Consider the following 15,455-nt stretch of genomic DNA (forward strand, 5'->3'; position numbering starts at 1 on the left):
GGGGGCGGCACTCAAGTACCGCTGGTTCTCCGGTGCGTGTGCGGTGCCCGTCTCCGCACTGCGCGACCCGGCGGTACCGAAGAGCCTAGAACGCCTTTGCGCTGGTGGGGAGATCAATTCCGTCATTGCTCTGTGTGGTCGATGTGGTGGCCACCGTGCCGGAGAAAGCAACCGGCTGCGGATGCCCGTGCGGGCACCCGCAGCCGGTCTGCGTTCTACAGGTACTGCCCGGTGTTTGCCACGGTGTCGATGGAGCGTCCGGTGTCCGCGCCCTGCTTTCCGGTGACAAGGGTGCGGATGAATACAATCCGCTCGCCCTTCTTTCCGGAGATCCTGGCCCAGTCGTCCGGGTTCGTGGTGTTCGGCAGGTCCTCGTTCTCCTTGAACTCGTCCACGCAAGCCTGGAGGAGGTGGGAGACCCTGAGGCCCTTCTGATTCTGGTCGAGGAAGGCCTTGATGGCCATTTTCTTGGCCCGGTCGACGATGTTCTGGATCATCGCGCCGGAATTGAAGTCCTTGAAGTACAGGACTTCCTTGTCGCCGTTGGCGTACGTGACCTCGAGGAAGCGGTTCTCCTCGGACTCCGCGTACATCTGCTCGACGACCGACTGGATCATGCCGTGCACCGCGGCGTCCTTGGAGCCGCTGTGCTCGGACAGGTCGTCCGCGTGGAGCGGCAGCGTGGACGTGAGGTACTTCGCGAAGATGTCCTTCGCCGCCTCGGCGTCCGGACGCTCGATCTTGATCTTCACGTCGAGCCGGCCCGGCCGCAGGATCGCCGGGTCGATCATGTCTTCGCGGTTGGAGGCGCCGATGACGATGACGTTTTCCAGGCCCTCCACGCCGTCGATCTCGGCGAGCAGCTGCGGAACGATGGTGTTCTCCACGTCCGAGCTGACACCGGAGCCACGGGTGCGGAAGAGGGACTCCATCTCGTCGAAGAAGACGATGACGGGGGTACCCTCGCTCGCCTTCTCCCGGGCACGCTGGAAGACGAGGCGGATGTGCCGCTCGGTCTCACCGACGTACTTGTTGAGGAGCTCGGGGCCCTTGATGTTGAGGAAGTAGCTCTTCCCCGCGGGCTGGCCGGTCACCTCGGCGACCTTCTTGGCAAGGGAGTTGGCGACGGCCTTCGCGATCAGCGTCTTGCCGCAACCGGGCGGACCGTAGAGCAGGATGCCCTTCGGGGGCCGCAGTTCGTGCTCCTTGAAGAGGTCGGGGTAGAGGTACGGAAGCTCGACCGCATCGCGGATCAGCTCGATCTGGTTGCCCAGGCCGCCGATCTTGGTGTAGTCGACGTCCGGGACCTCTTCGAGGACGAGCTCCTCGACCTCGCTCTTGGGGATGATCTCGTAGACGTAGCCGGAGCGGGGTTCGAGCAGCAGGGAGTCGCCGGGGCGGATGGTCGCGTCCAGCAGCGGCTCGGCGAGCCGCACCACCCGTTCCTCGTCGGTGTGCCCGAGCACCAGGGCTCGCTCGCCGTCCTCAAGGATCTCCTTGAGGGTGACGATTTCCCCGGCACGCTCGAACTCCATGGCCTCGACCACATTGAGGGCCTCGTTGAGCATGACTTCCTGGCCACGCCTGAGCTCTTCGAGCTCCACGCTGGGGCTGACGTTCACCCGTAGCTTGCGGCCACCGGTGAAGATGTCGGCCGTGCCGTCCTCATTCGCCAAGAGGAAGACACCGAAGCCGGCAGGCGGCTGCGCGAGCCGGTCGACTTCTTCCTTGAGGGCCACGATCTGGTCGCGGGCCTCGCGGAGCGTGTTGGCGAGCCGCTCGTTCTGAGCGGACACGCCTGCCAAGTTGGTCTGCAGCTCGACGATCCGCTCTTCGAGAATCCTCGTGTGACGCGGAGAGTCGGCGAGCTTGCGGCGCAGGACGGCGATTTCCTGCTCGAGATAGGCAACCTGGCCGGCGGGGTCCTCAGACCCTCGCCCCGGCCGGATGCCGCGGTTGATGTCGTCGTCGTGGGCTGCCACGGTCCTCACCTCCTCCAAGGGGAGCTGGACGCTTCCTGACCCTACCTGGGCGGGTGCTGGTTGAAACCCCTAGATCACAAAGACGGTCGGGGTGTGTCCGATCTTCACCCTTGCGTACTCCCTCACCTCTGGGGAATACCCACCCATCAACATCGGAAAGCGGGCGGTTGTATCGTCGAAGCGTTCAACACCCGTCAGGGCTGGCTCCAATTGCTACACCCGCGCAGGAAACGGCAGGAGAAATGACCGTGCAGCAGAAGGCTCACACCGTCGAAGGCGCGCAGACCGGCGACCCGCTCGAGGTGTGGATCGACCAGGACCTCTGCACCGGCGACGGAATCTGCGTGCAGTACGCCCCCGACGTCTTCGAGCTCGACATCGACGGCCTGGCGTACGTGAAGAGCGCCGACGACGAGCTGTTGCAGAGCCCCGGCGCCACAACGCCCGTACCGCTGCCCCTTCTCCGCGACGTTGTGGACTCGGCGAAGGAGTGCCCGGGCGACTGCATCCACGTACGCCGCGTTTCGGACAGGGTAGAGGTCTACGGCCCCGACGCAGAGTGACGGATCACATACTGCGCGCATCCGACTGCACGGCCCGGGCGAACTTGCCGCCCTGCCACTGCCACTTGACCTTCTCCTGCTTGTCCGGGCAGCAGCGCGGGACGTCAGGCGACGAATAGCCGAGCAGCGTCGCCGAGACGGCGCCTTCGCGCACGGCGAAATCACTGACGCTCAGCCCGTCCGCCGGGTCCACCAGCGTCGCCACGACGCGCCCCGGGCCGGTGAGTACGTAGACGCCGCTCGGCGGGGTGCCGATTCCCGATGCGCAGCGCACGACCGCCACGGTCTCGGGCCGACCGTCGCCGTCGAGATCGCCCGAGCCATTCTTGACCACGACAGGCTTCACGCCGCGGCCGCGGCACTCCAGCGGATACGTCGCATTCGACGCGTCGGGCGCGGCTGCGACCCTGGCCGGGCCCGCGCCGGGGGCGGACTGGGATGCGGTGGCGGCCTCGGGCTGGAGCAGGCCGGCTGCCGCGACGACCGCAGCCATCGCGGTGGCTGTGGCAAGCCAGTGCACCGGGCGGGGCCGGGTGTGCGCGAGGTCCGGGACGGCGGAGGTCTGCACGCGAGCTGTCTCCTGTGGGGCAGTACCGGTGGGGTGGCGAGCATCGTGCCATACGTCACAGCAGAGCGGAACGCCGGGGTCCGTACCGCAACAGAAAAGCGCCGCCGCTGAGTTCCCCGGTCGGTCGGGGAACTCAGCGGCGGCGCTTGCTCGTTGCAGAATCAGCCTCGGGAGGCGGACCCGCTCTCGCTGCCGGGGCCTGTGTAGTCCTCGCCGTACGCGCCCTTGGCGGGACGGCGGCGGCGCAGCGGCGCCTCCACTCCGTCCGCGAGGCGGCGGGCGGTGAGCAGGAACCCGGTGTGGCCGATCATCCGGTGGTCGGGGCGCACGGCGAGACCCTCGACGTGCCAGTTGCGGATCATCGACTCCCAGGAGGTCGGCTCGGCGAAGCAGCCGATCTCCCGGATGGACTCGACCGTGCGGGCCAGCTGCGTGGTGGTGGCCACGTAGCAGCAGAGGATGCCGCCGGGGACGAGCGCCTTGGAGACGACGTCCAGGCACTCCCACGGGGCCAGCATGTCGAGGATCACGCGGTCGACGTCCGTGTCGGACAGGTTGTCCTGGAGGTCGCCCACGGTGAGCTGCCAGGCGGGGTGCGGGCCGCCGAAGTAGCGCTCCACGTTCTGCGTGGCGATCTCGGCGAAGTCCTCGCGGCGCTCGTAGGAGTGCAGCATGCCCTGGTCGCCGATGGCGCGCAGCAGGAAGCTGCTCAGCGAGCCGGAGCCCACACCCGCTTCGACGACGCGGGCGCCGGCGAAGATGTCGGCGAAGGCCAGGATCTGCCCCGCGTCCTTGGGGTAGACCACGGCGGCACCGCGGGGCATGGACAGGACATAGTCGGGGAGCAGGGGGCGCAGCGCGAGGTAGGCGACGTTTCCCGTGGTACGGACAACACTGCCCTCGGGAGCACCGATCAACTCGTCGTGGGGGAAGGAACCCTTGTGGGTGTGGAAATTCTTCCCGGCCTCGAGAGTGAACGTGTAGTGGCGTCCCTTGGGGTCGGTGAGCTGGACCTGATCCCCGACCTTGAAGGGGCCGCGACGTCGGGCGGCACCGGTCGGTTCGGACATGTGACCAGCCTACCGGTCTTTTCGGGAGCCGATTCGCCCCCTCCCGCCGTCGGGCGGGTCCCAGGGCCCGGCTACTGCGGGCGGGCCATGGCCGCCACGAAGGCGCGTTCCACGTCGGCGGTGGACAGGACGCCGTAGATCTCGCCCGTCTCCTCCACGACCAGGTACTCGGTGGCGGGGGCGGCCCGCAGGCGCTCCAGGAGCGCTTCGCCTGCCAGCTCGGCCGCGACCTTCAGGTCGTCGTTGAGGTCCTGTGCGAGGCCGCTCACCGCGACCCAGGGCCTGCGGTGTTCCGGGACGCCGACGATGGCCGCTTCGCGGACGAGGCCGGTGGGCTCGCCCTGGCTGTCGACGACGACCAGGGCGCGGGCGCCGGCCTCGTTGGCGCGGCGCAGGGCTTCGGAGAGCGGGGTGGCCGACTCGACGGGGACCGCGCGCCTGGTGAGCGTACGGGCGCGCAGGTCGGGGAGGTGTTCGCGGAGCCTGGCCATGCGCAGGCTGTTGCCGGCGCCGGTCCAGATGATGGCGGCGAGGATGGCGGCGAGCAGCGCGTCGGTGACGGTCTCCATGCCGCCGATGTCCTCGGTGGAGTTGCCGAGGGCGCCGGTGTGGGTAAGGAGCGGGAGGCCGATGAGGACGGCGACGGCGAGCGCCCTGCCGACCCAGGCGGCGGCGACGGTGCCGCTCATCGGCTTGCCGGTGATCTTCCAGACGACGGCGCGGAGCATCCGGCCGCCGTCCAGGGGCAGGCCGGGGAGCAGGTTGAAGGCGGCCACGATGAGGTTGGAGATCATCAGGCCGGCCAGCAGGACGCCGGGGACGGTGCCGGGCTCGACCGCGCTCATGCCGGCGTAGAAGACCCCCGCGAGGACGAGCGAGAGCAGCGGGCCGACGAAGGCGAGGATGAACTCGCGCCCCGGGGTCTCCGACTCCTTCTCGATCTCCGACACCCCGCCGAAGAACTGGAGCTGGATGCGGCGCACCGGCAGTTTGAAGCGCAGCGCGGCGACGGTGTGGGCCAGCTCGTGGACGAGTACGGAGGCGTAGAACGCGACGGCGAAGAAGAGGGAGACCAGATAGCGGGCGTTGCCCAACTCGGGGAGTACGCGGTCGAGCTGACCGCCGAAGACCCAGGTGATGAGCGCCGCGACGAGGAACCAGCTGGGCGCGACGTAGACCGGCACTCCGAACGGGCGGCCCATCAGAAGGCCGCCGCCCGGTTCGCGCGGGCGCTGCGGCTTCTTGCCGTCGGGCGAGGCGCCGGGTCCCGTTCCCCCTGCGCCGGCCTGCGGCCGTCCGCTCTCGCCGCTGTCGTTCACGGGTTCCCTTCGTCGGTACGCATTCACTCGCCGCTGCGCCGGGCGGTCACCCGGCCGTGCAGCGAGAGAGGGGTCTGCGCTCGATGGTATGCGGAGGACTGTCAGTGGCGGGCCGTAGGGTCTTGAGTCATGACTACGAGTCCCGGTCGGGCCGACGCCGCCCAGCGCCCCATGTCGCTGTCCCCTTCGCGGGCGAGCGATTTCATGCAGTGTCCGCTGCTGTACCGGTTCCGGGTGATCGACAAGCTGCCCGAGAAGCCGAGCGCGGCGGCGACGCGGGGCACGCTGGTGCACGCGGTGCTGGAGCGGCTCTTCGACGACCCGGCGGCGGAGCGTACGGCGGGGCGCGCGAGAGCGATGGTGCCCGGGCAGTGGGACCGGCTGCTGGAGTCGAAGCCGCAGCTGACGGAGCTGTTCGCCGAGGATCCGGAGGGCCAGCGGCTGTCGCGCTGGCTGGTGGAGGCCGAGGAGCTGGTCGAGCGGTGGTTCACCCTGGAGGACCCCACTCGTCTGGAGCCCGCCGAGCGTGAGCTCTTCGTCGAGACGGAGCTGGAGTCGGGGCTGCGGCTGCGCGGCATCATCGACCGCGTCGATGTGGCGCCCTCCGGTGAGGTGCGGATCGTCGACTACAAGACGGGCAAGGCGCCCCGGCCGGAGTACGCCGAGGGCGCGCTGTTCCAGATGAAGTTCTACGCGCTGGTGATCTGGCGGTGGAAGGGCGTCGTGCCGCGCCGGCTGCAGCTGGTGTACCTCGGCAGCGGCGACGTCCTGACGTACGACCCGGTCGAGGCGGACCTGGAGCGGGTGGAGCGCAAGCTGCTGGCGCTGTGGGACGCGATCAAGGAAGCGACCGAGACGGGTGACTGGCGGCCGCGTCCGACGAAACTGTGCGGCTGGTGCGATCACCAGGCGGTGTGCCCGGAGTTCGGCGGCACGCCGCCGGTCTATCCGCTGAGCATCGCCCCGGCGTCCGACCGCCCGGCCGAACCCGCGAGGGACCGCCCGGCCGAACCGGCAGAGGACGTCCAGGGCAGAATGGGACCGGTCTAGAGAAGGAGACTTCGTGGCTATCCGCGTCCTACTGGTCGACGACCAGCCGCTGCTGCGCACCGGATTCCGGATGATCCTGGAGGCCGAGCAGGATCTCGCGGTCGTCGGCGAGGCCGGAGACGGTCTGCAGGCACTCGACCAGGTCCGGGCGCTGCAGCCCGATGTGGTCCTGATGGACATCCGGATGCCTCGGATGGACGGGGTCGAGGCGACCCGTCAGATCACCGGTCCCGGCCGCGACGGTCCGGCGAAGGTGCTCGTGCTGACCACCTTCGACCTCGACGAGTACGTGGTGGAGGCGCTGCGCGCCGGTGCGAGCGGGTTCCTGCTGAAGGACGCGCCCGCCAATGAGCTCGTGCAGGCGATCCGGGTGGTCGCGGCGGGCGAGGCGATGCTGGCGCCGAGCATCACGCGACGGCTGCTCGACAAGTACGCGGATCATCTGCCGTCCGGCGACGAGCAGGTTCCGGACACGCTGCACACGCTGACCGACCGCGAGGTCGAGGTGCTCAAGCTGGTGGCCCGCGGTCTGTCCAATGCGGAGATCGCCGCTGATCTCTTCGTGAGCGAGACGACCGTCAAGACGCATGTGGGTCACGTGCTGACGAAGCTGGGGCTGCGCGACCGGGTGCAGGCCGCGGTGTATGCGTACGAAAGTGGCCTGGTCAGGCCCGGCGCCCAGTAGCGGACGCCGGACCCGGCCCGGCCGGCCGTTGCGGGCCGTCAGTTCTTGCTGATCTCCCAGAAACGGAAGACCGTCGAGGTGTCCAGGGTCCACTCGAGGCCCGAGACGTTGTCTTGGGCCACGGCGTACTGCTTGCCCTGCCACAGCGGGATGATCGGCAGCTCCGCGGCGACGGTGTCCTGGAGCTTGCCGAAGTCCGCGTCGAGCTTGGTGCGGTCGGCCGAGGCGGCGGCCTTCGGGATGATCCGGCCCGTGATGTCGCCGTTCTCGTAGTTGTTGGCGAGGACGTTGTCCATGCCGAAGAACGGCTGGGTGAAGTTGTCCGGGTCCGGGTAGTCGGGGACCCAGCCCTTCACGTACACGCCGTACTTGCCGGCCGCGATGTCCTTCTCGTACTGCTCGAACCCGACGGACTCGACCTTCGCGTCGAACAGCCCACTCTTGTTGAGCTGCTTGGCTATCGCCTCGAACTCCTGGACCGTGGCGGGGCCGTAGCGGCTGGGCGTGGCCCACAGCGTGAGCTTCACCTTGCCGGTGATGTTCGCCGCGCGCAGGGCCTTCTCGGCCTTGTCGGGCTGCGGGCTGCCGCCGTAGGTGTCGAAGAACGCCGTGTTGTGGCCGGCGATGCCGGCCGGGACGATGGAATACAGCGGCTCGGCCGTGGACTGGTAGACGTCCCTGACCAGGGCGTCACGGTCGACGAGGTACGCCATGGCCTTGCGCACGGCGAGCTTGCCGACGACCGGGTCGTTCATGTTGAAGACCAGGTGCTGGACCTCGGCGCTGGTGCCTTCGATGACCTCAACGCCCTTGTCGCTGCCGGCCGACGTGTTCTGGAGCTCCGCGATGTCCCCGGCGGTGAGGCCTCGGTAGGCGATGTCGACGTCGCCCTGCTTGAGGGAGGCTGCCAGCGCCTTCTGGTCATCGTGGAAGAGCTTCAAGGTGATGCCGGAGTTCTTGACCTTGGCGCTGCCCTTGTAGCTCCCGTTGACCGAGAAGGCAGCCTCCTTCTCGCCGAAGGAGTCGAGCTTGTACGGGCCCGAGCCGACGGCCTTGTTGTCCGTACGGAGCTTGTCGGCGGGGTACTCGCGGTGGTCGACGATGGAGCCGGCGCCCGATGCGATCTTGCTCGGGAAGGTGGCGTCGGGGACCTTGAGGTTGAAGACGACAGTGCGCTCGTCCGGCGCCTCGACCGTGTCGATGGAGGCGAGCATGACCGCGGCGGGGCCGGCCTTGTCGTTGATCTTCAGCGAGCGCTCGAAGGAGAACTTGACGTCCTCCGAGGTCAGGCTGTTGCCGTTGCTGAACTTCAGACCACTGCGCAGGGTGCACTGAAAGACAGTGCTGCCGCCCCTCTCGAAGCCGCACTGCTCGGCCGCCTCGGGCTGCGGCACGGAGCTGCCCTTGGGGAAGCTGAGCAGGGACTGGAAGACATTGTTGAACAGCAGCCAGGAGCCCGGGTCGTAACCCGAGGCCGGATCGGTGGCCAGCACTTCGTCCGACATCCCGATGACCACCGCGTCACCCGTGCCCCCCGAGCCGCCCCCCTCGGTGCCACAACCGCTGAGCAGACCCGCCGCCAGACCCGCCGCAAGCGGTGCCGTCAGCCACTGGTTACGCCTTTTCACAGAACCTTGCCTCACAGATTCACAGAACTGAATTGCCCACCGGCGGCGCGGTCTTCGCCGCCGGGTACTGCACTGCCGGCGTCAGGAGACGCCGCGGCCCAACTCCCACAGCTGCAGGTCCGACGAGGAGTTGATCGCCCACTCGACGCCCGTGATGTCGTCGCGCGCGGCGACGTACTGCTTGCCCTGCCACAGCGGCAGCACCGGTACGTCGTTGGCGACGATTTCCTGGATCCGCTCGAACGGCTTCGCAGCCGCGCCCCGGTCGGTGGCGCGCCGCGACTCCGGGATGAGCTTGTTCCGGGTCTCGACGCTCACGTACGGGGAGTTGAGGAAGTTGTCCTTGTCCAGGAACGGCGCGACATAGTTGTCGGCGTCCGGGAAGTCGGGGAACCATCCCATTCCGTAGACGGCGTACTCGCCGCGCTTCTGGTTCTCACGGAACTTCGACCACTCGGTGCCCTCGACGGTGACGTCGAAGAGGTCCGAGGCGTTGAGCTGCTCCTGCAGCACCTCGAACTCCGCCTTCGTGGCGGTCCCGTAGTGGTCGGTCGTGTAGTTCAGCGTCAGCTTCACCGGGGTGTTGATGCCGGCCGCGCGCAGGAGGCCCGCGGCCTTCTGCCGGTTCGGCTCGCCGTACTTGTTGAAGAACGCGTTCTGGTGCCCGACGATCGTGTTCGGGATGATCGAGTACAGCGGCTCGGCCGTGGCCGGGTAGACCTTGCTCGCCAGCTGTCCACGGTCGATCAGGGAGGCCAGCGCCTGGCGCACCGCCTTGCTCTTCACGACGGAGTCCTCGGTGTCGAAACCGAGGTAGCGGATCTCCAGGCCGGGCATCTCTATGAGATCGATGCCCTTCACCGGGTTCTCCGAGAGCTCCTTGATCTGGTCCTGGTCGAGGGTGCGGGTCATCAGGCTGATCTCGCCGTCCCGCAGGGCCTTCTCCATGGACGCGGCGTCAGGGAACGACCGGAGCTCGACCTTGTCGTTCTGGAACTTCAAGTCGCCCTTGTACTCGGAGTTCTTGGTGAAGACAGCCTTGACGACCTTGCCGCCCTCGGTCTCGGTCTCCAGTGTGTACGGACCCGAGCCGTCGACCTCGACGCCGTCGCGGAGCTGCTTGGCCTTGTACGTGTCGGAGTCGACGATGCCGGCGGCCGGCGTCGCGATCTTGTACGGGAAGGTGGCGTCCGGCGTCTTGAGGTGGAAGACGATTCCGCTGTCGCCGTTGGTCTCGATCATGTCGATGTTGGAGAGCAGGGCGACGGGGCCGTTGTCATTCTGGATCTTCAGGACGCGCTCGATGGAGAACTTCACGTCCTCGGCCGTCACCGCGTCGCCGTCCGCGAACGTCAGCCCACTGCGCAGGGTGCAGCGGTAGCTCTCGTTCTGGGTGTCCGTGAAGCCGCACTTGGAGGCCGCGTCCGGCACCGGCTCGCCGCCGCCGCGCGGCGCGCGCATCAGCGTCTGCAGGGTCTGCCTCAGGACGTTCCAGGCACCGGCGTCGTAGGCGAAGGCCGGGTCGAAGGGCGCGGGGGCTTCCTTCGTGGCGGAGAACTGGTCCGTGGTGCCCACAACAATGGCGTCGCCGCCCTTACCCCCGATGTCCGGCCCGCCGCACGCGGCCAGCACGGGGGCGAGCAGGCCGATCACGGCCGGCAGCACCAGAGTCTTGCGGTTCATCCTGGACGTTCTCCCTCATCCGGCACTGAGTTCAGCGGTGTACGGGACACTCCGCCGCGGCCGCCCGGTCGGGGCGGAGCGATCGGGCCGGGATCAGAGCGATCGGGGTCGGTGGTCTCAGCAGCTGATCGAGCGCTGAGGCACGTGGTGGTGCGGCGAAGTTCTCGCGTTGAGATTAGTGCGAATCGCCGCTGCGGCTGGACCGGGCACCGGACGGCCCGCCGCCGACCGTTGATCATGAACGGCGGGACGGCGCCGCCCCGGGCGGGAACGATTCGTACAGAACCTCACCAATAGGGACACAAGGGAGCCGAAAACAGGCCCACGGGGCGGCTGGGACGCCCCGCGCGGCCTCGACGACGGCATGGGGAGTGACAAAGGTCACTCAATCAATGCCATTGATCCACTGTGAATTTCTCACCCCATGTGTCACGCACAACGCACGGCCCGATGCCCAGAGTTTCCGGCCCGTTCAGGAATGCACGCTCAGTGCGGGGTCAGTTCATTCGGGTGATCAAGGTCCTGAGGAAGGCGAGATTGACCTCTTCGAGCGATCCCACGACGGCCCGGCCGCGCGCGGGCGCGATCGGTGCGACGGACGGCACGGCCACCACCCGGCAGCCCGCCGCCTCCGCGGCCGCCACGCCCGTCGCCGTGTCCTCGACGACCGCGCATCTCATCGGGTCGGCGCCGAGCCGCGTCGCGGCGTGCAGATACGGCTCGGGATGCGGCTTCGTACGGACCACCTCGTCGCCCGCGACCGAGAACGTGAACATCTCCCGGCCGAGGGACTCCAGGACGCGGTCGATGATGCGGCGGTGCGAGGCGGACACCAGGGCGGTCGGCACTTCGTGCGCGGCCAGCTCGGCGAGCAGCCGGGCAGCGCCCGCCATCAGGGGTACGCCGCGTTCGATGCGCCGCTCGAAGCGGTCGTTGAGCAGGACCGTGAGTTCGGGGAGGGTGATGTCGGCGCCGGTGACCTCGATGAGGTAGCCGGCGCTGCGCGTCATGGGCCCGCCGACCACCACGTCGCGCCATGCCTCGTCCAGCGGATGGCCGAGTGCCGCGAAGACCTCCACCTCGGCGTCCCACCAGAAGCCCTCGGTGTCGACGAGGGTGCCGTCCATGTCGAGGAAGACGGCCTGGAGGGCGGAGCCTTCCGCCGTACTGGTACTGGGCGCTGGGACCGTGCTGGTCATCCGGGCACACCTCCTGGAGGGACGAGAAGGCCGGTCGTCTTCCCAGTGGGGAAGGCGACCGGCCTGCGCTGGACCGACCAGTGTACGACTGCTCCGTCCCTATCGCGCGTTGCTGCATCTCCCGGGGGAGCATCTCCCGGGGGACACCCCCCGGACCCCCGGCCGTCACCGCGCTATCGCGCGTTGAAGTACTTCGCCTCCGGGTGGTGAATGACGATCGCGTCGGTGGACTGCTCCGGGTGGAGCTGGAACTCCTCCGAGAGGTGGACCCCGATCCGCTCGGGCTGGAGCAGCTCGGCGATCTTCGCGCGGTCCTCCAGGTCCGGGCAGGCCCCGTACCCGAGCGAGAAGCGCGCGCCGCGGTACTTGAGCGCGAACATGTCCTCGACATCGGCGGGGTCTTCGCCCCCGAAGCCCAGCTCGGCTCGTACGCGGGCGTGCCAGTACTCGGCGAGAGCCTCCGCCAGCTGCACGGACAGGCCGTGCAGTTCGAGGTAGTCACGGTAGGAGTTGGATGCGAACAGCTCGGCCGTGGCCTCGCCGATCTTCGAGCCGACGGTGACGACCTGAAGGCCCACGACGTCCGGCTCGCCCGACTCCTCCGGGCGGAAGAAGTCCGCCAGGCACAGGCGGCGGCCGCGGCGCTGGCGCGGGAAGGTGAAGCGGGTGCGCTCGGAGCCGTCCTCGTTGAGGAGGATCAGGTCGTCGCCCTTGGAGTGGCAGGGAAAGTAGCCGTAGACGACGGCGGCTTCCAGCAGGTTCCTGGTGTGGAGCTGCTCCAGCCAGCCGCGCAGGCGGGGGCGGCCCTCGGTCTCGACGAGCTCTTCGTACGTCGGCCCGTCCCCGGCCCTGGCCTGCTTGAGGCCCCACTGGCCCTTGAACAGCGCGCCCTCGTCCAGCCAGGAGGCGTACTCCTTGAGGCCGATGCCCTTGACGACCCGGGTGCCCCAGAACGGCGGCTCCGGGATCCGGTTGTCAGTGGAGACGTCGGAGCGCGCCGCGCCCTCGGGCTCCTGGACATCGAGGACCGGCGTGTCCCGCTTGGGCACGCGGCGCTGCTTGAGCTCGGGGAGCACGGCCCCGGGGACGCCGCGCTTCACGCCGATCAGGGCGTCCATCAGGCGAAGGCCCTCGAAGGCGTCACGGGCGTAGCGGACTTCGCCGTCGTAGATCTCGTGCAGGTCCTGCTCGACGTACGCCCTGGTCAGCGCCGCACCGCCGAGGATGACGGGGAAGTCGGCGGCCATCTTGCGCTGGTTGAGCTCCTCCAGGTTCTCCTTCATGATCACGGTGGACTTCACCAGGAGGCCCGACATGCCGATGACGTCGGCGCGGTGCTCCTCGGCGGCTTCCAGGATCGCGGAGACGGGCTGCTTGATGCCCAGGTTGACGACGTTGTAGCCGTTGTTGGACAGGATGATGTCCACGAGGTTCTTGCCGATGTCGTGGACATCGCCGCGGACGGTGGCCAGCACGATCGTGCCCTTGCCCTCGTCGTCCGTCTTCTCCATGTGCGGCTCCAGGTAGGCCACCGCGCTCTTCATGACCTCGGCGGACTGGAGCACGAACGGCAGCTGCATCTGGCCGGAGCCGAAGAGCTCACCGACGACCTTCATGCCTTCGAGCAGCGTGTCATTGACGATGTCGAGCGCGGGGCGCTCGGCCAGGGCCTCGTCCAGGTCGGCTTCGAGGCCCTTCTTCTCGCCGTCGATGATGCGGCGCTGGAGGCGCTCGTCCAGCGGCAGTGCGAGCAGCTCCTCGGCCTTGCCGGCCTTCATCGACTTGGTGTCGACGCCCTCGAACAGCTCCAGGAAGCGCTGCAGCGGGTCGTAGCCCTCCTCGCGGCGGTCGTGGATCAGGTCGAGTGCGACCTTGATCTGCTCCTCCTCCAACCGGGCGATCGGCAGGATCTTCGAGGCGTGCACGATCGCCGAGTCGAGACCGGCCTTGACGCACTCGTCGAGGAAGACGGAGTTGAGGACGATGCGGGCGGCCGGGTTGAGGCCGAAGGAGATGTTGGACAGACCCAGCGTCGTCTGCACGTCGGGGTGACGCCGCTTCAGCTCGCGGATGGCGCCGATGGTGTTGACGCCGTCCTTGCGGGACTCCTCCTGGCCGGTGCAGATGGTGAAGGTGAGGCAGTCGATGAGGATGTCCGACTCGTGGATGCCCCAATTGGTGGTCAGGTCCTCGATGATGCGCTCGGCGATGGCCACCTTGTGCTCGACCGTACGGGCCTGGCCCTCTTCGTCGATGGTCAGCGCCATCAGTGCGGCGCCGTGTTCCTGCGCCAGCTTGGTGACCTTCTGGAAGCGCGACTCGGGGCCGTCACCGTCCTCGTAGTTCACCGAGTTGATGACGGCGCGGCCGCCCAGCTTCTCCAGGCCTGCCCGCAGGACGTTCAGCTCGGTGGAGTCCAGCACGATGGGAAGCGTGGAGGCGGTGGCGAAGCGGCCGGCCAGCTCGGCCATGTCGGCGGCACCGTCGCGGCCGACGTAGTCGACGCACAGGTCGAGCATGTGCGCGCCCTCGCGGATCTGGTCCCGGGCCATCTCCACGCAGTCGTCCCAGCGGCCTTCCAGCATGGCCTCGCGGAACTTCTTCGAGCCGTTGGCGTTCGTACGCTCACCAATGGCGAGGTACGACGTGTCCTGCCGGAAGGGCACGGTCTGGTAGAGGGAGGCGGCGCCGGGCTCGGGGCGCGGCTCGCGCTCGGGCGGGGTCAGGTCGCGGACGCGCTCGACGACCTGGCGCAGGTGCTCGGGCGTCGTACCGCAGCAGCCTCCGACCAGGGAGAGGCCGTACTCACGTACGAAGGTCTCCTGGGCGTCGGCCAGCTCGGAGGCCGACAGGGGGTAGTGCGCGCCGTTCTTTCCGAGGACGGGGAGGCCGGCGTTGGGCATGGCGGAGATCGGGACGCGCGAGTGGCGGGCGAGGTAGCGCAGGTGCTCGCTCATCTCGGCGGGGCCGGTGGCGCAGTTCAGGCCGATCATGTCGATGCCGAGCGGCTCCAGAGCGGTGAGCGCGGCGCCGATCTCGGAGCCCAGCAGCATGGTGCCGGTGGTCTCGACCGTCACGGAGCAGATCAGGGGGACGCTGATGCCGGCGACGTCCATGGCGCGGCGGGCGCCGATGATCGCGGACTTGGTCTGGAGCAGGTCCTGGGTGGTCTCCACCAGGAGTGCGTCCGCGCCCCCGGCGAGCATGCCTTCGGCGTTCTGCTGGTAGGCGTCGCGCAGCGTGACGTACGGGGCGTGGCCCAGTGTCGGCAGCTTGGTGCCGGGGCCCATCGAGCCGAGGACCCAGCGCTGGCGGCCGTCCTTGGCCGCGAACTCGTCGGCGACCTCGCGGGCGATGCGGGCGCCGGACTCGGAGAGCTCGAAGACGCGCTCGGGGATGTCGTACTCGGCGAGGGCGGCGAAGTTGGCGCCGAAGGTGTTCGTCTCGACGCAGTCCACGCCGACCGCGAAGTACTCCTCGTGGACGGTGCGCACGATGTCGGGGCGGGTGATGTTGAGGATCTCGTTGCAGCCTTCGAGGTTTTCGAAGTCCTCAAGGCTGGGGTCCTGCGCCTGAAGCATCGTGCCCATGGCACCGTCCGCCACCACGACTCGGCTGGCGAGGGCTTCGCGGAGGGCGTCTGCGCGGCTGCTGTGAGCAGTCTTGGAGGTCGGCGGGGTCGGCAACGAGGCCATGGATGTGCTCCCT

At 68.5% G+C, this 15,455-nt stretch carries 11 protein-coding genes; 3 read left to right on the top strand and 8 right to left on the bottom strand.

The window, feature by feature from the left end; genetic code table 11:
* Positions 1-215: 215 nt before the first annotated feature.
* On the bottom strand, positions 216-1,982 hold the full coding sequence (gene arc / locus PXH83_RS03095) for a proteasome ATPase (RefSeq protein ID WP_274556338.1): 1,767 nt from the start codon (positions 1,980-1,982) through the stop codon (positions 216-218).
* 242 nt (positions 1,983-2,224) lie between these two features.
* On the opposite strand from arc, the gene PXH83_RS03100 reads away from it, so the two are divergent.
* A complete protein-coding gene (locus PXH83_RS03100; protein WP_274556340.1) occupies positions 2,225-2,545 on the top strand; it encodes a ferredoxin in 321 nt (106 codons plus the stop codon).
* 4 nt (positions 2,546-2,549) lie between these two features.
* Here the strand turns inward: PXH83_RS03100 and PXH83_RS03105 are convergent, their stop codons facing one another.
* From PXH83_RS03105 to PXH83_RS03115, 3 genes are all read right to left on the bottom strand, one after another.
* Complete coding sequence (locus PXH83_RS03105; protein WP_274556342.1) at positions 2,550-3,113, bottom strand: hypothetical protein; 564 nt, start codon at positions 3,111-3,113, stop codon at positions 2,550-2,552.
* A gap of 161 nt (positions 3,114-3,274) precedes the next feature.
* Positions 3,275-4,183, bottom strand: coding sequence for a tRNA (adenine-N1)-methyltransferase (locus PXH83_RS03110; RefSeq protein WP_214920037.1), 909 nt, complete (start codon positions 4,181-4,183; stop codon positions 3,275-3,277).
* A gap of 71 nt (positions 4,184-4,254) precedes the next feature.
* Positions 4,255-5,502: a site-2 protease family protein gene (locus PXH83_RS03115; protein ID WP_274556344.1), complete on the bottom strand. Its 1,248-nt coding sequence runs from the start codon at positions 5,500-5,502 to the stop codon at positions 4,255-4,257.
* Positions 5,503-5,631: 129 nt separating this feature from the next.
* On the opposite strand from PXH83_RS03115, the gene PXH83_RS03120 reads away from it, so the two are divergent.
* On the top strand, positions 5,632-6,552 hold the full coding sequence (locus tag PXH83_RS03120) for a RecB family exonuclease (RefSeq protein WP_274556346.1): 921 nt from the start codon (positions 5,632-5,634) through the stop codon (positions 6,550-6,552).
* A gap of 13 nt (positions 6,553-6,565) precedes the next feature.
* Positions 6,566-7,237, top strand: a complete 672-nt coding sequence (locus PXH83_RS03125) for a response regulator (protein WP_214920034.1) — start codon at positions 6,566-6,568, stop codon at positions 7,235-7,237.
* 38 nt (positions 7,238-7,275) lie between these two features.
* Here the strand turns inward: PXH83_RS03125 and PXH83_RS03130 are convergent, their stop codons facing one another.
* The 4 genes from PXH83_RS03130 to metH form a co-directional block, all read right to left on the bottom strand.
* Complete coding sequence (locus tag PXH83_RS03130) at positions 7,276-8,865, bottom strand: ABC transporter substrate-binding protein (protein WP_274556349.1); 1,590 nt, start codon at positions 8,863-8,865, stop codon at positions 7,276-7,278.
* Positions 8,866-8,946: 81 nt separating this feature from the next.
* Positions 8,947-10,548, bottom strand: a complete 1,602-nt coding sequence (locus tag PXH83_RS03135; RefSeq protein WP_274556351.1) for an ABC transporter substrate-binding protein — start codon at positions 10,546-10,548, stop codon at positions 8,947-8,949.
* 497 nt (positions 10,549-11,045) lie between these two features.
* On the bottom strand, positions 11,046-11,747 hold the full coding sequence (locus PXH83_RS03140; RefSeq protein WP_274556353.1) for an HAD family hydrolase: 702 nt from the start codon (positions 11,745-11,747) through the stop codon (positions 11,046-11,048).
* A 173-nt stretch (positions 11,748-11,920) separates the two neighbouring features.
* The gene (gene metH / locus PXH83_RS03145; protein ID WP_274556355.1) at positions 11,921-15,442 is read right to left on the bottom strand and encodes a methionine synthase; all 3,522 of its coding nucleotides are present in this window, start codon (positions 15,440-15,442) and stop codon (positions 11,921-11,923) included.
* Between the last annotated feature and the right edge of the window lie 13 nt (positions 15,443-15,455).

This window comes from Streptomyces spiramyceticus, assembly GCF_028807635.1.
Taxonomy (GTDB): domain Bacteria; phylum Actinomycetota; class Actinomycetes; order Streptomycetales; family Streptomycetaceae; genus Streptomyces; species Streptomyces spiramyceticus.